This is a genomic window from Embleya sp. NPDC055664 (assembly GCF_053618075.1).
Genome location: NZ_JBSHGZ010000051.1, coordinates 18217 through 37713, shown reverse-complemented (window position 1 = coordinate 37713; position 19497 = coordinate 18217). Strand labels below are relative to the sequence as shown.

Here is a 19497-nt window from a genome sequence, read left to right as displayed (position 1 = left end):
CGGCGGGGCTCACTCGACCAGGGCCGGGGCGAAGTAGTCGCGCAGCCGGGCGATCCTGCCGTCCCGGACGCGGAAGATCTGGACGAGGCACACCGCCGTGTCCGCCCCACCGTCCTCGCCGTCGAAGACCGAGTCGATCTCGGCGATGAAGACGTCGGGGTCGGAGGTGACGTGCAGGACGTAGCCGGATTTCTCGAAGTTGGGCGCGGGGCGGTCGGTCTTCGCCTGCTGCTCGTAGTGGGCCGCCATCGCGCTGCGGATCTGCGCCCGGCCCACCAGTCGCCGGGGGAAGGCGGCGTCGGCGGGGACGAGCGGGGCCTCGAAGACGCCGTCCTCGGTGAAACACTCGGCGAGGGCGTCGGCGTTGCGGGTCACGGTTCCCGAGTGGATGTACCTACCGAAGATCTCCTGCGGCGTTGCGGACACCACAACCTCCTTGAACGTGAACGTGGACGGCGATGCGAACGCGGACGGGGATATCGACCACCTCATCACAACGCGGCCCGCCGAGACCCGATTTTGCCGATCGATCACCTCCGCGGCGCCGCTGTCGCGGGGGGCGATTCGGCTGGATTGCCGCCTTGTTCGGCGGCCGGGGAGCGGCCGATACTGACGTGAGGTCGCCGGTCCTGTCGCGGGGCGGGCGGGCGTGTGCGTCCGCCGTGGCCGACAGCCGCCTGCCGGAGGGGGAGACCGCTCGATGGGTAGCGGAGATCTGCGTCGGTTCCACCGGGACCCGTTGGGATTTCTCGACGGCCTGTCCCGTGCTCGTACCACGGATGTCTTCGCACTGCCCTGGGGCGGTTGGTGCGTGGGCGACTCGGACCTGGCCCTGGTGGTGCTGCGCGATCCGGAATTCAACGGAGGGCTGTCCACCTTCTATGGCGACCTGTTGCCCTCGCGATCGGCCCAGGTCGCGCTCGGTCACACGATACGCAACAGCATCCGACCGCGATTACCCGAGTATCGCGCGAACTTGGCCGCGGCAGTGGCCGAACTCCCCACGGCCGCACGGTGGCCCGAAGCCGGCCCCGCGCTGGTGTATCGATGTCTGGCGGACCTGCTGCTGCATCCGACGTCGCCACCCGAACTGCGGCTCCTGCTGGCGCGATCCGTCGGCGCCGGTCTGCTGATCCGCTCACCCACGATCCGCGGCCGTATGCGCGCCGAGCTGCTGCGCCCCAGGCTGTTCGCGGCGCTGACCCGGGACATCGCGCAACGTCGGGCACGCGGCGTCGGTCCGGGCGAGCCGCGCGATCTGCTCGACGCCGTCATCGGCGGTTGTCCCGAGGAGACGCGGGACGCGGTCGTGGCCGAGCTGTACCTGCTGCTGTACCGGTCGATCGTGGGCAACGTCGGCTACGCCGTGGCCTGGAGCGTGCTGCTGGCCGGTCTGCACGGCGTGCCGGGCGAGCCGTGGCCGTGGCCCGCCGAGTGGATCGTGCGCGAGGCCGCGCGGCATCGTCCGTTCGTCTGGATGGTGGGCCGCCCGACGCCGCGTGCGGTCGAGTTCGGTGGTGTGGCGCTGCCGCTCGGCGCGATCCTGTCGGTCAGCCCCTACCTGCTGCATCACGACGAAATGCGCTGGAGTCGGCCCGATCTCTTCCGGCCCGAACGCTGGGACCGACCGCAGGCGTGTGGCCCGTATCTGCCGTTCAGCACGGGCCCGTTCGTGTGCGGCGGCGCAGTCATCGCCCAGACCATGACCACCGACGCGGTGGCGGCGCTGGCCGACGGCGCCCGCCTGAGCGTCGTCGGCGGTACGGCGCGGCCGGCCGTGACCAACGCCGCCGCGCCGCGCCCGTTCACCCTGAGCCGCACCACCAAGTCCTTGACCCGATTGCCCGCTTCGAAGAGGAGGTGACCACCATGATGGCCGTCATCCGGCGCATTCTCACCAACACGCCGCCGCTGATCTGGAACCCGAAGGACCCGTGGTGATCCACGCGCGACCCGAACGGCCCGCACGGCGGAAGTACCCACGCCGTGCGGGCCGTTCATCCGGCCGGAGCCCGGTCGGGCCCCGGCCGGGCGACGTGTCCCCGTCCGCCCCCGTGATCTCGCGGACGGGAACGACGTGGCCTCAGGTGGTGTATCCGCCGTCCACCGCGAGGGCGGTGCCGGTGATGTACCGACCGCCCGGGCCCGCCAGATAGGCCACGGCGGCGGCGATGTCCTCGGCCTTGCCGTAGCTGCCGAGGGCGGTGAGGGATCGTTGGAAGTCGGCGCTGTCGCCGTCGGCCGGGTTCATGTCGGTGTCGATCGGGCCCGGGTCCACGAGCGTGGCCGTGATCCCGCGCGGACCCAACTCCCGGGCCAGGCCCTTGGTCAGCCCGATCAGCGCCGACTTCGCCGTCGCCTGGAGCACGAAGTTCGCCCCGGGGACGCGCCCGTTGAAGCACGACCCGATGCCGATGATCCGCCCGCCCTCGCCCATGTGCCGGGCCGCGGCCCGTGCCGCGGTGAACACGGACCGGATGTCCACCGCGAGCACCCGGTCCAGTTCCGTGTCGGAGACCTCGGTGAGCGGGCCGTAGGTGAGGAAGCCCGCGTTGTTCACCAGGATGTCGATGCGGCCCAGTTCCGCGACCGTGCGCTCGACTGCCTCGGTCGCGGCGTCGGGCTCGGTCAGGTCGGCCCGTACGGCCACGGCCCGCCCGCCGGCCGCCTCGATCTCCTCGACCACCGCGCGCGCCCGGTCGGCCGCCTCGACGTAGGTCACCGCGACCGCCGCCCCCTCGCCCGCCAACCGCTTCGCGATCGCCGCGCCGATGCCTCGGCTGCCGCCGGTCACCAGTGCCACCCTGCCGGTCAGGTCGCCCATCGTCGTCTCCTCCTGCGTGGACGCTGTGTTCGTCGTGCCGGCAGAGTAGGAGTTGACACCGGTGTCAGGTTCAAGCGGTCGTTCACGGCGAGGTGCGGACATGCGGATCGGCGAACTGGCCCGGCGCAGCGGGGTGAGCGAGCGCTCCCTGCGCTATTACGAGGCCCAGGGCCTGCTGCGCGCCGAACGCACCCCCGGCGGCCAACGCGACTACGGCGAGTGGGCGGTCGACCGGGTGATCCGCATCCAGACCCTGTACGCCGCCGGCCTGCACAGCAGGAAGATCGCCGAACTGCTGCCCTGCATCCGGGACACCGACGGTCGAGCGAACGAGAGCGCCACGCCGGTACTGCTGGTCAACCTCACCGCGGAGCGCGAGCGGATCGACACGATGATCACCGACCTGCTGCGCTCGCGCGACGTCCTCGACGAGGTGATCGACACGGCCTCGGAGGGCGTGCCCGCCGATCCGGCCGGCCGCGATCTCGGCACCGGGCTCGGCCGCCGGGGCTGAGCCGGCCGGCGCCGTCCGGGTCACCCCGCCGTCGGGTCGGCCAGGAAACCGGTCACGGTGGCGACGTACAGCTCCGGGTGAGTCGTGTGGGGGACGTGTCCGGCGCCGTCCAGTGGGCGGATCCGCGCGTGTGCGATCGCTTCGGCGAGGCCGCCGACGATCTTCGCGTACCACGGCGGGCTGGTCGTGCCGTAGCTCAGCAGCACGGGGACGGTGAGCGCGGACAGGCCGGTGACGTCGATCTCGTCCCAGTGCGGATCGTTCAGCTCGTCGAGAAACGTGCCCGCGTTGCCGACGAAGGTCTCGCGTACCCGGTCGGGCAGCCGCTCCCACATCCCCGGCCCGAGCGCGACCTCCTCGACGAACAGGTGCGCCCCACCCCGGTCGTCGCCCGCGCTCAGCCGCTCGACCACCGCGTCGATCCGATCCTGGGCCACGCGCATCAGCGGCCGCAGTTGCGGGTCGTTCGCCACGGTCGCGAACAGCGGCGGCTCGTGCGCGACCAGGCTGCGGAACAACTCGGGTCGGCGCGCGCCCAGTCCGAGGGCCGTGGAGGCGCCGAAGGAGTTGCCGACGACGTGCGCCGGTCCCAGGTCGAGCCGTTCGAGCAGCGCCGCGAGGTCGTCTTCGTCCTGGGAGCGGCTGCCCGGTCCGGTCCCGCCGCTGCTGCGGCTGTGGCCCCGGCGGTCGTACACGAGCACACGGTGGGAGGCGGCGAGCGCCGGCAGGACCGGCCCCCAGCCGGTGTGGTCGGTCCAGGAGCCGTGGACCAGGACGAGCGGGTCGCCCTCGCCCGTGACCTCGTAGTACAGATCCGCGCCGTTCAACCGTACGTGTGGCATGCCGCCTTCTCCTTGCTCGGGCCATGGGGAGGATCCGCCGTTCGGCCTCTCGGCAAACCGCGAACGCGCATCCGGTCTTACCAGATGCCGGGCATCACCCGCGCGGAGCAACACTGTCATCGGCGCCGCCCCGGGGTGGGATTCGCGAATTGGGCGCAGCGGGTGAATTCCGCGCGGGACCCTTACGCCGTGCCCGGTCGGGGCGGCACAATCATGCGACTCGAAACGAGGGGGCGAATCCTGTCCGTGAGCGACGTTTTTCCCGAACGGGTCCTGCCCGCGGGCCCGATCACCCTGCGACCGTTCACCGCCGGCGACGTCGAGGACACCCGAATCGCCTGTGCGGACGAGGTGATCCAACGCTGGATACCGCTGCCGCGCCCGTACTCGCCGCAGGCGGCCGTCGACTGGTGTACGAAGACGGCGCACACCCGGCGCGAGTCGGGCGACGGCATCCACTTCGTGATCGCCGACCCGGCCGACGACCGACTGCTCGGCGCGATCGGGCTGCGCCGCACCGACTGGGACGACCGGGTCAGCGAGGTGCGCCATTGGGTCGCCCCGTGGGCTCGCGGACGCGGGATCGCCGCCCGGGCCACCCGCGCGCTCGGGCACTGGCTGCTGATCGAGCAGGGCTTCGAACGCCTCGAACTGCGGGCCGCCGTCGGGAACATCCCCGCGCGCAAGGCGGCCGTCCGGGCGGGCCTGCACCGGGAGGGCATCCTGCGCAATGCCGGCCGCCTGCACGGCGGCCGGGTCGACGTCGTGCTGTACGCACTGACCCGCTCCGACCCGTAGGGCCGCGCCGTTCTCGACCCGGGGCCGGCTCAGCCCAGTTCGGCCAGGTCCTGTCCGGTCAGCCGCAGCGCGCCGGCGGCGATGTTCTCCTCCAGGTGGGCAAGCGAGCCGGTCCCGGGGATGAGCAGGATGTTGGGCGAACGGGCCAACAGCCAGGCGAGCGCCACCTGCGACACGCTCGCCCCGTGGCGCGTGGCCACCGCGTCCAGGCGGGCCGCCGCCAATGGTTGGAAGCCGCCGACGGGGAAGTACGGGACGTAGGCGATGCCGGCCGCCGCGCAGGCGTCGATCAGTGCGTCGTCCTCGCGCCGGGACAGGTTGTACAGGTTCTGGACGCACACGATCGGCGCGATCGTCCGGGCCTGGGCGAACTCGGCGGCGGTGACGTTGGAGACGCCCAGGTGCCGGATCAGGCCCTCCTCGCGCAGCGCGAGCAGGGTTTCCAGGGGCCCGGCCAGGGGGGTCAGGCTCCGGTCGAGGTCGCCCATCCGCAGGTTCACCACATCCAGGCGGTCCAGGCCGAGCGAGCGCAGGTTCGCCTCGACGCCGCGGCGCAGGTTGTCGGGCGTGAGTCCGGTCTTGTCCGCCGCCGGCCGGGCGACGTCCGCGCCTTCGACGAGCGCGCCCACCTTGGTCACGATCACCAGGTCGTCGGGGTAGGGGTGCAGCGCCTCCCGGATCAGCTCGTTGGCCGCGATCCCGTCGCGCGCGTAGTAGTTCGAGGTGTCGATGTGGTTCACGCCCAGCTCCACGGCCCGCCGCAAAATGGCCAACGCCGTGTCCCTGGCGGGTGGTTCGCCCTGCGGCCACCCGGTCAACCGCATCGCCCCGTAGCCGATCCTGGCGACGCTCGTATCGCCGCCCCATGTCCATCGCTCTGTGATCACGGGCGACACCCTAACGACCCCGAAACCACTTGCCGATGTTTGCCGCACGGCTCCCATCGGCCCCATTCCTCCCCCCGCCCCCGGAACCAATCCTCTCGAAGCATCACCAAATCCCCCCGACGACCTCGTCCCGGCGACACCGGCGGTGCTTGTGTCGGACATCGGCCGTGTAGTGCGATGGCTCCCATGGTCTTTCCCATGACGAAGAGACGAGTCACCCCACTGGTCACCGCCCTGGTCGCCGGCTGCCTGTTCGCCGGCGCGCCGGGTGCCCACGCGAACGCCGGCGCCGGCCCGGACGGCACACCGCCGGCCGCGGGCGCGCCGCCGAGGTTGGGCGTGGATCTCGACACCGTGACCATCCCGGAATTACAAACCCGCATGGCGCGCGGATCGTTGACCTCGACCGCGCTCACCGGCGCCTACCTGTGGCGGATCAAGACCGTCGATCCCACGATCAAGGCGGTGTTGCGCACCGACCCGACCGCGCTGCGCCAGGCCGCCGCCAGTGACGCCCGGCATCGGCGCGGGCAGAGCCGGGGTCCGCTCGACGGTATCCCCGTCCTGCTCAAGGACAACGTGAACACCCGCGGGCTGCCGACCACCGCCGGCTCGACGGCACTGGCCGGCAGCCCGCCCGACACCGACGCGGTACTGGTGAGCCGGCTGCGCGCGGCGGGGGCGGTGATCCTGGGCAAGACCAACCTGTCCGAATGGGCCAACTTCCGTGGCGCCAGGCCCACTTCGGGCTGGTCGGCGGTGGGCGGCCAGACCCGCAACCCGTTCGTCCTGGACCGCAACCCCTGCGGCTCGTCGGCCGGTTCCGGCGCCGCGCTCGCCGCGTCGTTGTCGCAGGTGGCGATCGGCACCGAGACCGACGGCTCGATCGTGTGCCCCTCCGGGGCGAACGGCGTGGTCGGCGTCAAACCCAGCCTCGGCGTGGTCAGCCAGTCCGGCGTGGTACCGATCTCCGCCGAGCAGGACACCGCCGGACCCATGGCCCGCAACGTCACCGACGCCGCGCTGACCCTGGCGGTGCTCGCCGAGGGCCGGGCGCCGCACCCGGCCGACCCGCTCGACCTCGCCGCCGCCTCCACCCGCCCCGACGGGCTGCGCGGCAAGCGCATCGGGCTGTGGCGCCTGCCCACGCTCGGCCCGGACGTGGACGCCCTGATGACCCGCACCGCGGGGCGCCTGCGCGCGGCGGGCGCCGAGGTGGTCGAGGTGAAACTCCCCTACCAGGAGCGCATCGCCGAACTGGAATTCCCGGCCCTGCTCAGCGAGTTCCACCGCGACATCGACGCCTACCTGGCCACCCGCGAGGGCCCGCGCGACCTCGCCGAGCTGATCGAGTTCAACCGCACCCACCCGGCCGAGCAGACCTGCTTCGCCGGGCAGGAGCTGTTCGAACAGGCCCTGGTCGCGCCGCCCACCACCGACCCGCGATACCGCGCGATGCGCACCGAGTTGACGGACCTGGCCCGCCGCTCGATCGACGAGACGCTGGCCGCCGAACGGCTCGACGCCATCGCCTCACCGACCAACCCGCCCGCCTGGACCACCGATTGTGCGCGCGGCGACAACGACGTGATCCCGTCCTCGACTCCGGCTGCCGTATCCGGATATCCGTCGATGTCGGTACCGGCCGGCTCCGTCGGCGAACTCCCGATCGGCCTGCTCTTGATGACCGGCAACCTGCGCGACGGCGAACTCCTGTCCCTGGGCGCCTCGATCGAACACCACCTCCACGCCTGGCGCGCCCCGCGCTACCTGCCCACCATCGGCTCCTGACCCCGTCCGACGGGCCCACCCGAACCACCGTTGCCGGCCGGGCCCGTCGGCTCGCTCCACCCGAACTCCCGCCGCCGCAAGGCGGCGTCGCGCCGATCGGCGGCACCCGAGCAGTCGGGCGCCCCGCGGTCCCGGACACCCCCGGAGGGGCCGGGTCCGCATGGGGCGCCCGGCTGCGCCGTTCGTGCGCCCGTGCGCTCTTGACCGGGGTCCGGGCCGGGCCGATCATGGCCGCCCTGCTTCCGATCACCGTCGGCGGCGGTCGCACCGCACGCGGGCGCCGGCCTCGCGACGAAAGGGGCCATCGTGCACGTCTCCTCCGGGATCGATCTCTTCGACGACGCCGTCCTCGCCGACCCCTACCCGACCTACGCCCGGCTGCGCGAACTCGGCACCGCCGTACGGCTCGACGCGCACGCCGTCTGGGCCCTGCCGCGCCACGCGGCCGTCGCCGACGCGCTGCGCGATCCGATCGGCTACTCCAGCGAACGGGCCCTGGCCCTGACCGAGCAGGTCAACGAACGGGTCCTGACCGACACGGTGGTGGGCACCGACGGCGCCGCCCACGCGCGCCTGCGCCGGGTCCTCTCGCGCCAACTCGCCCCCAGGGCGCTGAAATCCCTCACCGCCGGCCTCTACGCGCACGCCCGCGCGCTGGTCGACGCGCTCCCGCGCGGCGAGGTCTTCGACGGCGTGGCCGACCTGGCCGCGCCGTTCGTCTCCGGCACGGTCATGCGCCTGATGGGCTTACCCGACCGGGACCGCGCCCGGCTGCTCGACCTCGCCGACGCGACGTTCGACACCTTCGGCCCCGACACCGCGCGCACCCGGGCCGCGTTCCCGCGCGCAGAGGAGATGTTCGCCTACCTCGACCGCTTCGCCGCACGGGGGCGGGTCGCGCCGGACAGTTGGCTCGGCGCGATCCATGCCGCGGCCGACCGGGGCGACATCGACGAATCCCAGGCCGTCCCGCTGATGCTCTCCTACACCGTCGCCGGCATGGACACCACCATCCACGCCGTCAGCACCGCCCTGCACCTGTTGGCCGAACACCCCGCGCAGTGGCGCCTGGTCCGCGAGCGCGCCGTCCCGGGCGACGCGGTCTTCGCCGAGGCGCTGCGGATGCAGGCCCCGATCCAGTGGTTCGGCCGCCGCGCCACCCGCGACATCCGGATCGGCGACACCGTCGTCCCGGCCGGCGACCAACTCCTCCTGCTCTACGGCTCGGCGGGCCGCGACCGCGCCAAATGGGGCCCGAGCGCCGACACGTTCGACGTCACCCGCCCCGACAGCCGCGACCACCTCGCGCTGGGCCTCGGCGTGCACCAGTGCGCCGGCAACCACCTCGCCGTCCTCGAACTCGACGCCGTGCTCACCGCCCTGGGCCGCCGCTTCCACACCCTGGCCGGCGCGCCCGATCGGGCGCCCACACGGCGGGTCCACAACATCCTGCGCGGCCTGCACACCCTCCCGCTCGTCGCCGCGTAGCCCGTCCCACCGCACGGCCCGCCTCGCCCACCGCGGATCCCGACCGGTGCAGCCGATCCGATCGGGATCCGCGGGCGGGTCCGGGCTACGGCGCGGGAATCGCGGAGAGTTCGTCGGTCAGGTCGTCGAGCCCGAGCGACCCCTGCGACAGCGCGCTCATGTGCCATGCCTTCAGGTCGAACGCCGCGCCCTGCGCCCGTCGGGCGTTCTCCCGGCCCAGCAACCACGCGCGTTCGCCGAGCTTGTAGCCGATCGCCTGGCCGGGCATGGTCAGGTAGCGGGTCACCTCGCTGTCCACGAAGGCGTCGGGGAGGCTGCTGTTCGCGCCGAAGAACTCCTGCGCCAGGTCCGGGGTCCAGCGCTCGCCGGGATGGAACGGCGCGTCGGCCGGGATCTCCAGTTCCAGGTGCATGCCGATGTCGACGATCACTCGCGCGGCGCGCATCATCTGCGCGTCGAGGTAGCCCAGGCGGCGCTCGGCGTCGGTGAGGAAGCCCAGTTCGTCCATGAGGCGTTCCGCGTACAGCGCCCAGCCCTCGGCGTTGGCGCTGACCACCCCGACGGTGGCCTGGTAGCGGGACAGGTCGCCGGCGATGTGCGCCCACTGGGCGAGCTGGAGGTGGTGGCCGGGGACACCCTCGTGGTACCAGGTCGACACGAGGTTGTAGACCGGGAACCGGTCGCGGCCCATCGTCGGCAGCCAGGTCCGGCCGGGGCGGCTGAAGTCCTCGGACGGCTGCGTGTAGTACGGCGCGGCGGCGCTTCCCGGCGGTGCGATGCACGACTCGACGCGGCGCACCCGCTCGGCGAGGTCGAAGTGGGTGCCGTCGAGGTGCTCGATCGCCTCCTCCATCAGGGCCTGCAGCCAGGCCCGCACCTCGTCGACGCCCTCGATGTGCGTACCGTGCTCGTCCAGGTGCGCGAGCGCCACCCACGGCGTCGCGGCGCCTGGCAGGACCTTCTCCGCCTCGTGGCGCATCTCGCCCAGGAGGCGGTGGTACTCCGACCAGCCGTAGGCGTAGGCCTCGTCCAGGTCGAGGTCGGCGCCGTTGAAGTACCGCGACCACACGGCGTACCGCTCGCGCCCGACCACCTCGGGGGCGTCGGCGACGGCGGGGGCGTATACGTCGCGCATCCAGTCACGCAGCTCCACCACGGCGGCGGTCGCCGCGCGTGCGGCCTCGTCGAGTTCGGCGCGCAGGGTCTGCGGGCCGGCGGCGGCGAAGTCCTCGAACCAGCCGCGCCCGTTGCCGTCGGTGTCGGCCCACTCGCCGAGCTGGGCGACACACGCCCCGGTCGGGCGGGGCGCCGCGTACAACTTGCGCTCCAGGCCCAGCTCCAGCGACTTGCGGTAGCCCGAAAGCGCGTGCGAGACCGCACGCAGCCGCTCGGCGATCGCGGCCCAGTCCGCGTCCGTCTCCGCGGGCGTCACGGTGAACACCTCGCGCACGAAGTGCATCGGCGTGCCCATGTTCCCGACGGTCCGCAACCCCTCCCCGCTCTCGTGCACGGCCAACTCGGCCGTCAACCGCTCGCGCAACAACCGGGCACACCGCCGCTCGACCGCCGCCTCCGCCCCATCCCGCCGCTCGGCCTCGGCGAGCGCGGCAAGCGTGCCCCGAGCCAACGCGGCCCGCGCCTCCTGCCCCTCGGGAGACAGATCGGGCAACCGCCCGGAACACTCCGCAACCCCGAGAAACGTCCCCATCACCGGATCGAGCACAACGAGTTCGTCGACATAGGAATCGGCAAGCTGACGCGGAAGCGGAACACTGTTGACTGACATGCCCCCATCCTCATACGCCGACAACCCCCACGTCACGCCCGTTGTCCGAGCCACCCTGGACAACCGACAAACGCCGAGCGACCGCAAGAGCCCAGGAAGCGCGTACCCGCTCATTTAGACTGTGAGCATGGATCCCGCCGAATCCGAACTCGCGCCCGACGTCCACGATCCCGACTACATCGCCTTCGTCGCCGGCCGCATTCTCGACCACGTACGCGAGGTGCCCGAACTCGCCGCGTTGGCCGAACCAGTGACGTTCGAATCGACGCCGCACGGCATCGTGATGATGACCGCACCCGACGCGGCGCACGGGGACATCCTGGACAACCTGCGCTCCTTCCTCGCCTCCCTGCCGCGCGACGGCGCCGCCGAGCGGGCGTTGCGGGAGAACACCTCGGTGGAGTTCGGCGCGTCCGAGCGCACCCCCGACCTGGTCGTATTCGACCCGTCCCGCCGCGTCCTGGTCCGAGCCGGCAAGGCCATGTCCCCCGCCGGGATCCTGATGCTGGTGGAGGTGACATCGAATTCCACCCGACGCGAGGACCTCGACCGTGACGATCCGGCGGCCAAACCACGCCAGTACGCCGCGAGCGGCATCCCGCTGTATCTGGTCGTCGACCGCCGCAGGGCCGAGGTACTGCTCTTCCGCGACGCGATCCACGGCACCTACCCGGCCCCGACCGTCTTCCACGTCGGTGAACCCGTCTGGCTCCCCAAGCCCTTCTCCGCCGCCTGGCCCACCGAGTTCATGAAGGACCTCCTCTAACCCCGCCCGCCCGCGCCGCCCGCCAGGGGTGCTTCGGCGTTCGCTCGCGCGCAGGTGAACCACCGTGCCGCTTGGCACGGTTCGAGGAGGATGGGGCGCCGCCCGGATGCGGCGGCGCGTCGCGTGGTCGTGCGGAGGTGCGGGCCCGGCCGGGCCCGCACCTCCGCCGGCCTCAGCGGTTCAGGCGCAGTGACATCGGGTCGATCCCGCCACCGTCGATGGCGAACGTGGTGCCGCGCGTGGCGAAGTACGGGGTCTGCATGTCCGCGAAGGTCATCACGTCGACCCGCTTGACCAACTCGGCCTCGGCCGCGGTCCATTCGTCGCAGCCCGCGATGTCCGGCTTGTTCATGGCCAGGCCCACCAGGCGCTGATACTCGGGGTTGTCCACGGCGCCGAAGTTGAGCCCGTCGGGCCCCTTGGGACCGCTGAAGAAGGGCACGAGTTGGTCGTGTTGGGTCAGCGTGATCGGTACCCAGGCGATGTCCCACTGCCCGGAGGCCAGCACCTCTCCCGTGGTCCCGGCCGTGAGCGGCCGGCGGCTGACCTTGACCCCGAACGAGCGCCACTGCTCGACCGCCAGCTCCACCGCGGACAACAGTTCCGAGCCGGCCGTCCCCGAGTAGGGCAGCACGATGGACAGTTGCCTGCCGTCCTTGGTCCAGTGCCCGCCCGACTTGGTCCACCCGGCCCCGCGCAGCGCGGCCGCCGCGCGCGCCGGGTCGTGCGGCGGGATGTTGGCGCTCACGGCGTCCGCCGGACAGGTCGGCAGCATGGTGACCGCGACCCGGTTCGGCGCCGAGCCCTTGCCGCCGGTGGCCACCGCCCCCAGCTGCTTGAGATCGAGCGCGGCGGTCAGCGCCCAGCGCACCGCGGGATCGGCGGTGACGTGATCGGGCGCCTCGTTGTACAGGAACATCCCGTAAGGGTTGCGCTCGACGTGGTACTTCAGCCCCGCCGCGGTCAGCCGGACCCGGTCGGCGCCGGTCACGGAGGCGATGTCGAGTTGTTTGCCCAACAGCAGGTTGGCCCTGGTCGAGGGGTTGGTGACTACCTTGAACACCAGCCGCTCGGGCAGTTCGGTGGAGTTCGCGCCGCCCGGTCCCCAGACGTAGTCGGGGCGCTTGGTGTAGGTGAAGTGGTCACCCGTCGCGGCCTCGACGAGCCGGTAGGGCCCGGTGCCGTCGGTGGCGTGGTCGAGCGAGCCGGGTGCCGCGAGTGCCGAGGGGCACACCAGCGGCAGTTGGGAGGCGCCGCGCAGCAGGAACGGGGTGGGTTCGGGCGTGCGCAGGACGAGCGTGTTGGTGGCGTCGTCCGCGGTGGCAACCGTTCCCGGCGCCACGGCCAGGCCGTACAGCGGTGAGGTGTTCTTCGGGTCGGCGATGTAGTTGTACTGCGCCGCGACGGCGGACGCGGTCAACATCCGGCCGTCGCCGCACCGCACGTCGCGCCGCAGGGTGAACGTGGCCGACAGGGGATCGGACTCCCACTTCTCGGCGACGCCGGAGACGATCCGCCCGTCGACCGTGGTGTTGACCAGCGCGTCGTAGGAGAACCGCGTCATCAGCGAGGTGATCCTGGAAAGCGAGGTGAGCGGAGACAGGTTGGCGGGGTCCTCGGAGATACCGATCGTGATCGTGTCGCTCCCGCCCGCGCTCGACGCGCCGGTGCCGCCGCACCCGGTGGCGAGCATCCCCACGGCCACCGCACCGGCCGCAGCCCGCGCGACGCCTCTCATCGTGCACCAACGGCGAGAACGGCGGAGCGCGTACGCCCTTCGCCCCCCGATGCGGCGGCGATCGACGTACGAATGTTCGGACCCGCTGTCCGAACACTGGACCCGACCGCATCGGATCGTCCCATGCTGGATACCTCCTCGGAGAACGGCGCGACTGCCGCAGTGGACGCTCAGGGTAGGCAGCCCCCGAACACCTCGAATCGTCGCCGCGGACGAAGAGCGATCACCAAATCCGTCCGAATAGCCAACCCCAGACGCCGCAACGCCGGGCAGTCTTCACGCCATCCGCCGCGCACCTCGGCACCGAGAGCCCACTCGGCCTAACAAGGCATCTCATTTGCCTAAATGCATTAGGCATGCGCATAATCCATTCAGGTGAACCCGAGAGTGGATGAGGAGAGCCGGGCATGGCGCGCGTGGGGTTGACCACCGAAAACGTGGTGCGGGCCGGGGCCGAACTGGCCGACGAGGCCGGGTTCGCGCAGGCGACACCTGCGGAGTTGGCCCGACGCCTCGGCGTGCGGACCGCGAGCCTGTACTCGCATGTCGCCAACGCCCACGACCTCAAGACCCGCATCGCGCTGCTCGCGCTGGAGGAACTCGCCGACCGGGCCTCTGCCGCGATCGCCGGACGCGCGGGCAAGGACGCACTGACCGCCTTCGCGAACGTCTACCGCGACTACGCCCTCGCCCACCCGGGCCGCTTCGCCGCCGCGCGATACCGGCTCGACCCGGAGACGGCCGCCGCCGGTGCCGGCGTCCGGCACGCGCGGATGATGCGCGCGCTGCTGCGCGGATACGACCTGGCCGAACCGCACCAAACGCACGCCGTCCGGCTGCTGGGCAGCGTCTTCGCCGGCTTCGTCGACCTGGAGTCCGCCGGCGGCTTCGAGCACAGCGCCCCCGACTCGGGACAGAGCTGGAGCGCGATCCTCGACGCCCTCGACGGTCTGCTGCGCACCTGGCCCACCACCTCCTGACCCCGCCATCTCCGCAGAGCGAAGAGAGCGAAGAAAGCGAAGAGACCGAGCCCATGCACCCCCCGTACGCCCACACCACCACCCCCATCACCGCCGACCTGCTGCGCGGTGCCCTCGACCTGGAACACACCGAACGCGGCATCGTGCCCCACCGGTTGCCCGCGCACGCCCGCCGGCAGATCCCCGACGAGCAACTGGCCATGGCCGAGTCCCAACCCTCCGGCGTACGACTGGCGATGCGCACCCGGGCCGCCGTCCTCGAACTGGACGTCGTGGCCACCAAGCGGGTCTACCCCGGTGCCCCGCCGCGCCCGGACGGTGTGTACGAACTCCTCGTCGACGGAAACCTCACCGCCCGGGCGAGCGTGCCCGACGGCGACACGCTCACCATCGACCTGGCCGGCGGGAGCGCACACACCCGCCCCGGCCCGGTGCGCACCCTGCGCTTCACCGACCTGCCCACCCACGACAAGCACGTCGAGATCTGGCTGCCGCACGACGAGAGCACACAGCTGGTCGCGCTGCGCGGCGACGCCCCCATCCACGCGGCACCGGCGCACGGGCGCAAGGTGTGGCTGCACCACGGCAGTTCGATCAGCCACGGCTCCAACGCGGCCACCCCGACCGGGACCTGGCCGGCCCTGGCCGCGGCCCGAGGCGGCGTGGAGCTGATCAACCTCGGTTTCGGCGGCGGCGCCCTGCTCGACCCGTTCACCGCCCGCGCCATGCGCGACACCCCCGCGGACCTGATCAGCCTCAAGATCGGCATCAACATCGTCAACGCGGACCTGATGCGGCTGCGGGCGTTCGGCCCGGCGGTGCACGGATTCCTCGACACCATCCGCGACGGACACCCCGACACCCCGCTGCTGGTGGTCTCGCCGATCCACTGCGCCATCCACGAGCACACCCCGGGGCCGTGCACCGTGGACCCGGCCGCGTTCGGCGAGGGACGCCTGCGGTTCGTGGCCACGGGCGATCGTGCGCAGGTCGCCGCCGGGCGACTGACCCTGGCCGTGATCCGGGACGAGCTGGCCCGGATCGTCGCACGGCGCGCCGCCGACGACCCGAACCTGCACCACCTCGACGGCCTCGACCTGTACGGCGCGGCGGACCAGGCCGAACTCCCGCTGCCCGACGACCTGCACCCGGACCCGGCCGCCCACCGCCGCATCGGCGAACGTTTCGCCCGCCTCGCCTTCGGCCCCGCCGGCCCGCTGTCCGCCGGGGCCGGCTGACCCCGTCCCGACTACGCCTGCAATGCGGCGATTTCCGCCTCGAACAGCAGCTCCGGGTCGAACTCCATGCCGACGAAGTGGCCGGCGAGTTCCAGGGACAGCACGCCGTGCAGCCGGGTCCAGAAGATCAGGGCCCGGTGCAGCACGGCCGGCGGCGCGGGATGCTCGCCCGCCCAGCGCCGGTGCCGCGCCAGGTGCGCCTCCAACGCGGTCGTGGCGTGCTCCGCGGGCGGTTGCGCGCTCCACATGTCGAGCAGGGTGGTCATGATCTCGGCGGAGATCGCGGTGATGTCGTCGGGGGCGTGGTAGCCGGGGACGGGCGTGCCGTAGATCAGCAGGTAGCGCTGCGGATCCGCCAGCGCCCACCGGCGCATGGCGCGCGCCGTCTCGGCCACGTCGGCACCGCCCTCGAAGGCGACCCGGACGGCGTCGGCCATGCTGCGGTACGCGTCCCGGATCAGCTCGGTGATCAGCTCGTCACGGCCGGCGAAGTAGCGGTAGAGCGCGGGACCGCTCATGCCCATCTGCTTGGCGATCGCGTTGAGCGAGAGCGCGGACGCACCCGCCGTGGCGATCTGCTCCCACGCGTGTTGCTTGATCTCCGTCCGCACCTGCGTCCGGTAGCGCTCACGCGGGGTGTTCGCCTCGGTTTCCGCCATGACCCGCCACCTTTTCGCACACGCAGCCACATCCCCGCATTTCGGTTAGAAGCTATCACAAACCTGAATGGCATTCCGGAAGCCCCCGCGCAGGCCCACCCGCCGCAGGCGCCCACCCGCCGCAAGCGCCCGTCCACCTACCGCGCTCCCGCGCACGCGTCGCCGATCGCCTCGTCCAGGATGCCCAACCCGAGCGAGAGTTCGTCCTCGGTCGCGGTCAACGGCGGAGCGATCCGGAACACCCCGCCCATGCCCGGGAGTTGCACGATGTTCATGTGCAGCCCCAACTCCAGGCAGCGCCGGGTGACCCGCGCGCCCAGCTCGTCGGAGCCGTGCTTCGCGTCGTCCCGATCGACGACCAGTTCGAGGCCGGCGAGCAGCCCGCGACCGCGGATGTCGCCGACCACCGGGTGACGCTCGGCGAGTTCGACCAGCCCCCGACGCAGGAACGTGCCGAGCGAGCGGGCCCGTTCGTCGAGCCGATCCGCGATCAGCACGTCCAGCACGGTGTTGCCGACCGCCGCCGGCAGCGGATCGGCGACGTGCGTGGTGAAGAACAGGAACCCCCGCTCGTGCGCCCGCTGTTCGATCTCCGCGCTGGTGACCACCGCGGCCAGCGGCAGCCCCGCGCCGAGCGTCTTGGACAGCGTGAGGATGTCCGGCACGACGCCGTCGCGCTCGAACGCGTACCAGTCCCCGGTGCGACACAGGCCGGTCTGTGCCTCGTCGAGGATCAGCAACATCCCGCGCTCCCGGCACTTGTCGCGCAGCGCCGCCAGGTAGCCGACCGGCAACTCGATGATGCCACCCGAGCTGAGGATCGGCTCCACCAGGCACGCGGCCAGACTCCCGGTCGACTGCGCGTCGATCAGGTCGAACGCGAAGTGCAGCTGCCGCCGCCAGTCGAGCGTCCCATCCGCCGCGACGAAGTCGGGCCGGTACACGTTCGGCACCGCAATGGCGAAGTTGCCGGGCGCGCCCGGCCCGTAGCCCTTGCGTCCCGCGCTGTAGGTCGCCGACGCGGCGGCCTGGGTCATGCCGTGCCAGGACCGCGCGAACGAGACGATCTCGTGCCGGCCGGTGACCAGCTTGGCCATCCGGATCGCCGCCTCGTTCGACTCGGCGCCGGTGGTCAGCAGCAGCACCTTCTCCAACGGATCCGGCAGCGTCGCGGCCAGCCGCCGGGCGAGGTCGACCACCGGACGGCTGAGCATGCCGCTGTACAGGTGGTCCAGGGTCGCCACCTGCCGCCGCACGGTGTCCACGATCGCCGGGTGCGCGTGGCCCAGGATCGCGCTCATCTGCCCGGAGGTGAAGTCGAGGATGCGCCGGCCGTCGGCGGTGAACACGAAGCTCCCGGCGGCACGATCGATGATCTCGCGAGTGAACTCGCCTCCGTAGCGCACGAGATGCCGCTCGGCGTCGGTCCAGAACGGGTCGGCGGAGGGCGACGAGGAGGTGGTCGAATCAGCCATGTCCCGACGGTAGGTCGGGCCGGAAGCACACGTCCAGCGCACGATCGCGGCCTCGCTGTTCGGCTCTGCCCGGCCAAACCGGTGCGCCTGGGCGGGTTCCGAAGCGCCATCCACTCCATGGCGGTAATGTTATGCACGTAAGTAACCCGTCGGGGAGAGCCGAGAGAGAAGAGCCATGGACTTCGACCGGGCCGACGCCCTCAACCAGGCCATCCGCCTGCTGAGCCTGCGCCACCGGGCCAGGATCACCACCCTGCTCGCCCCCCTCGGCCTGCACCCCGGCCAGGAAGCACTGCTGCTCGAACTCGCCCGCAACGGCCCGATGATCCAGGGCCGACTCAGCGACGCACTCGGCTGCGAACCGCCCAGCGTCACCCTGATGACCCGCAAACTCGAAGCCGCCGGCCACATCCGCCGCACCCCGGCACCCACCGACAAACGTGCCTCCGTCGTCGAACTCACCGACAGCGGCAGGGACTTGGTCGAGCGGATCAAACAGGCATGGTGCACCCTGGCCGAGGAGACCGTGACCGGACTGCCCGAGCCGACCGTCGCCGAACTCCCCGACCTCCTCACCACACTGACCACCAACGTCGACACCAGACGCACCCGCCGACCCCACGACGGATGACCCGGCATCGCGCGATGAACCAACTACACTGAGTAGCCGGGATGTTCACCACTTGGGGACGAAGATGACCAAACACGTCACATCACGCACCGGCACCATCGCCGCGGGCTGTGCGGCCGCGCTGATGTCGCTCACGACCATCGCCGGCTGCTCCGACGACGGCTACGGGGCCGGCACCCCGCAAACCCCCACCCCGGCCGGGGACAACCTGCCGCCGGGCGCCGATTACTGGGCCGGCAAGGCCGACCTCTCCGTATTCCTGTGTCACGTCGGCGACCCCCGGACGGGCGGCTGCGCCACCGGCCTCGTCACGACCGCCCAGCGCGCCGACATCTCCGCCGCGCTCGAAGCCATGCCGCAGGTTCAGCGGGTGTACTACGAGGATCACCAGGAGGCGTGGGAGCGGCTGCGCCTGCAATGGACGAACACCGCCCCGGCCCCGGCGATCGGCCCCGAACAACTGCCGGACTCGTTCCGCGTCGAGCTCCGCGACCCCGGCACCGCCCCGACCGTGATCTCCGCGATCACCACACACCCCGGCGTCGCGTCGACGACGCATCACACCCGGCCCGCCCCGGCCGGAGGGCCCGGCTACAGGTCCAGCACCGCGCGCAGCGCCTGATCGACCCGCTCCATCACCTCGCGGGCCACGGTGCCGACAAGCTTCGCGTCGTCGAACCGGGCGGTACGCAACTGCTGGAGGTTGACCGCCACCGCGGTCGACGGCAGCGGCTGCTCGATCACCACGGACATCGCCGTGTCCGGGAAGCGGCCCGCCGGATGCAGCACGATCGCGAGCACCGCCGCATAGGCCTGTTCGAGACCGTCCAGCGAGACGACCAAGACATCGCGGCCGTCGCCCAACGTCCAGATCTCGCCACGCCTCACAGCGTGTCGCCCTCGCCGCACAACTCCTCGCCCAGACCCAGCGCGGCCAACTGCCGAGCGGCGTCCAGCACCGCCTGCCGGCGCGCGGCCCGCACGATATAGGCATTCAGGGACAACCCCGCCGCCGCCGCGCCCGCCCGGATCGAGGCGTCGAGGTCGTCGGGAATCCGCAACGTCATCACCGTCATGCCA

General features: G+C 71.9%; 20 protein-coding genes. 10 read left to right on the top strand and 10 right to left on the bottom strand.

The genetic code is table 11. The features are described 5' to 3' along the window. Positions 1–9 precede the first annotated feature (9 nt). Positions 10–426 (bottom strand): nuclear transport factor 2 family protein, encoded by a 417-nt coding sequence (locus ACWGR4_RS44340; RefSeq protein WP_452132548.1) that lies wholly within the window; start codon positions 424–426, stop codon positions 10–12. A gap of 274 nt (positions 427–700) precedes the next feature. Here ACWGR4_RS44340 and ACWGR4_RS44335 point away from each other — a divergent pair, with 274 nt between their 5' ends. Further along, positions 701–1864, top strand: a complete 1164-nt coding sequence (locus tag ACWGR4_RS44335; RefSeq protein ID WP_452132549.1) for a cytochrome P450 — start codon at positions 701–703, stop codon at positions 1862–1864. Between the two features lie 219 nt (positions 1865–2083). Here ACWGR4_RS44335 and ACWGR4_RS44330 read toward each other — a convergent pair whose 3' ends face one another. Further along, on the bottom strand, positions 2084–2824 hold the full coding sequence (locus tag ACWGR4_RS44330; RefSeq protein ID WP_452133819.1) for an SDR family NAD(P)-dependent oxidoreductase: 741 nt from the start codon (positions 2822–2824) through the stop codon (positions 2084–2086). Positions 2825–2924: 100 nt separating this feature from the next. On the opposite strand from ACWGR4_RS44330, the gene ACWGR4_RS44325 reads away from it, so the two are divergent. Beyond that, a complete protein-coding gene (locus tag ACWGR4_RS44325) occupies positions 2925–3338 on the top strand; it encodes a MerR family transcriptional regulator (RefSeq protein ID WP_452133818.1) in 414 nt (137 codons plus the stop codon). 20 nt (positions 3339–3358) lie between these two features. Here ACWGR4_RS44325 and ACWGR4_RS44320 read toward each other — a convergent pair whose 3' ends face one another. Then, complete coding sequence (locus ACWGR4_RS44320) at positions 3359–4180, bottom strand: alpha/beta fold hydrolase (protein WP_452133817.1); 822 nt, start codon at positions 4178–4180, stop codon at positions 3359–3361. Between the two features lie 246 nt (positions 4181–4426). On the opposite strand from ACWGR4_RS44320, the gene ACWGR4_RS44315 reads away from it, so the two are divergent. Next, positions 4427–4978, top strand: a complete 552-nt coding sequence (locus tag ACWGR4_RS44315; RefSeq protein ID WP_452133816.1) for a GNAT family N-acetyltransferase — start codon at positions 4427–4429, stop codon at positions 4976–4978. A 29-nt stretch (positions 4979–5007) separates the two neighbouring features. On the opposite strand, the gene ACWGR4_RS44310 is transcribed toward ACWGR4_RS44315, so the two are convergent. Beyond that, on the bottom strand, positions 5008–5802 hold the full coding sequence (locus ACWGR4_RS44310) for an oxidoreductase (protein WP_380008072.1): 795 nt from the start codon (positions 5800–5802) through the stop codon (positions 5008–5010). A 261-nt stretch (positions 5803–6063) separates the two neighbouring features. Between ACWGR4_RS44310 and ACWGR4_RS44305 the strand changes: the two genes are divergently transcribed. After that, positions 6064–7656, top strand: coding sequence for an amidase family protein (locus ACWGR4_RS44305; RefSeq protein WP_452133815.1), 1593 nt, complete (start codon positions 6064–6066; stop codon positions 7654–7656). Between the two features lie 306 nt (positions 7657–7962). Then, on the top strand, positions 7963–9144 hold the full coding sequence (locus ACWGR4_RS44300) for a cytochrome P450 (RefSeq protein WP_452133814.1): 1182 nt from the start codon (positions 7963–7965) through the stop codon (positions 9142–9144). Between the two features lie 85 nt (positions 9145–9229). On the opposite strand, the gene ACWGR4_RS44295 is transcribed toward ACWGR4_RS44300, so the two are convergent. Continuing rightward, positions 9230–10930 carry a DUF885 domain-containing protein gene (locus ACWGR4_RS44295; RefSeq protein ID WP_452133813.1) on the bottom strand — a complete coding sequence of 567 codons (1701 nt, stop codon included), beginning with the start codon at positions 10928–10930 and terminating at the stop codon, positions 9230–9232. A gap of 127 nt (positions 10931–11057) precedes the next feature. On the opposite strand from ACWGR4_RS44295, the gene ACWGR4_RS44290 reads away from it, so the two are divergent. Next, on the top strand, positions 11058–11696 hold the full coding sequence (locus ACWGR4_RS44290) for a Uma2 family endonuclease (RefSeq protein ID WP_452133812.1): 639 nt from the start codon (positions 11058–11060) through the stop codon (positions 11694–11696). A gap of 172 nt (positions 11697–11868) precedes the next feature. Here the strand turns inward: ACWGR4_RS44290 and ACWGR4_RS44285 are convergent, their stop codons facing one another. Then, positions 11869–13434, bottom strand: coding sequence for an ABC transporter substrate-binding protein (locus ACWGR4_RS44285; protein ID WP_452134326.1), 1566 nt, complete (start codon positions 13432–13434; stop codon positions 11869–11871). Positions 13435–13841: 407 nt separating this feature from the next. On the opposite strand from ACWGR4_RS44285, the gene ACWGR4_RS44280 reads away from it, so the two are divergent. Continuing rightward, complete coding sequence (locus ACWGR4_RS44280; RefSeq protein WP_452133919.1) at positions 13842–14414, top strand: TetR/AcrR family transcriptional regulator; 573 nt, start codon at positions 13842–13844, stop codon at positions 14412–14414. 53 nt (positions 14415–14467) lie between these two features. After that, entirely contained in the window at positions 14468–15652 is a 1185-nt protein-coding gene (locus ACWGR4_RS44275) for a GDSL-type esterase/lipase family protein (RefSeq protein ID WP_452133920.1), read from the top strand. 11 nt (positions 15653–15663) lie between these two features. Here the strand turns inward: ACWGR4_RS44275 and ACWGR4_RS44270 are convergent, their stop codons facing one another. Both ACWGR4_RS44270 and ACWGR4_RS44265 read right to left on the bottom strand, forming a co-directional pair. After that, positions 15664–16311 (bottom strand): TetR/AcrR family transcriptional regulator, encoded by a 648-nt coding sequence (locus tag ACWGR4_RS44270; protein ID WP_452133921.1) that lies wholly within the window; start codon positions 16309–16311, stop codon positions 15664–15666. A 137-nt stretch (positions 16312–16448) separates the two neighbouring features. Then, positions 16449–17786, bottom strand: coding sequence for an aspartate aminotransferase family protein (locus tag ACWGR4_RS44265; RefSeq protein WP_452133922.1), 1338 nt, complete (start codon positions 17784–17786; stop codon positions 16449–16451). 175 nt (positions 17787–17961) lie between these two features. Here ACWGR4_RS44265 and ACWGR4_RS44260 point away from each other — a divergent pair, with 175 nt between their 5' ends. Together ACWGR4_RS44260 and ACWGR4_RS44255 are read left to right on the top strand one after the other, a co-directional pair. Next, positions 17962–18417, top strand: a complete 456-nt coding sequence (locus ACWGR4_RS44260; protein WP_380007935.1) for a MarR family winged helix-turn-helix transcriptional regulator — start codon at positions 17962–17964, stop codon at positions 18415–18417. Positions 18418–18481: 64 nt separating this feature from the next. Then, the gene (locus ACWGR4_RS44255) at positions 18482–19039 is read left to right on the top strand and encodes a permease-like cell division protein FtsX (RefSeq protein ID WP_452133923.1); all 558 of its coding nucleotides are present in this window, start codon (positions 18482–18484) and stop codon (positions 19037–19039) included. Here the strand turns inward: ACWGR4_RS44255 and ACWGR4_RS44250 are convergent. Next, on the bottom strand, positions 19009–19305 hold the full coding sequence (locus ACWGR4_RS44250) for a type II toxin-antitoxin system PemK/MazF family toxin (RefSeq protein ID WP_380007942.1): 297 nt from the start codon (positions 19303–19305) through the stop codon (positions 19009–19011). The genes ACWGR4_RS44255 and ACWGR4_RS44250 overlap by 31 nt on opposite strands. Then, positions 19302–19493 carry a toxin-antitoxin system HicB family antitoxin gene (locus ACWGR4_RS44245; RefSeq protein ID WP_380007945.1) on the bottom strand — a complete coding sequence of 64 codons (192 nt, stop codon included), beginning with the start codon at positions 19491–19493 and terminating at the stop codon, positions 19302–19304. The genes ACWGR4_RS44250 and ACWGR4_RS44245 overlap by 4 nt, the downstream gene beginning before the upstream one ends. Positions 19494–19497: the final 4 nt, after the last annotated feature.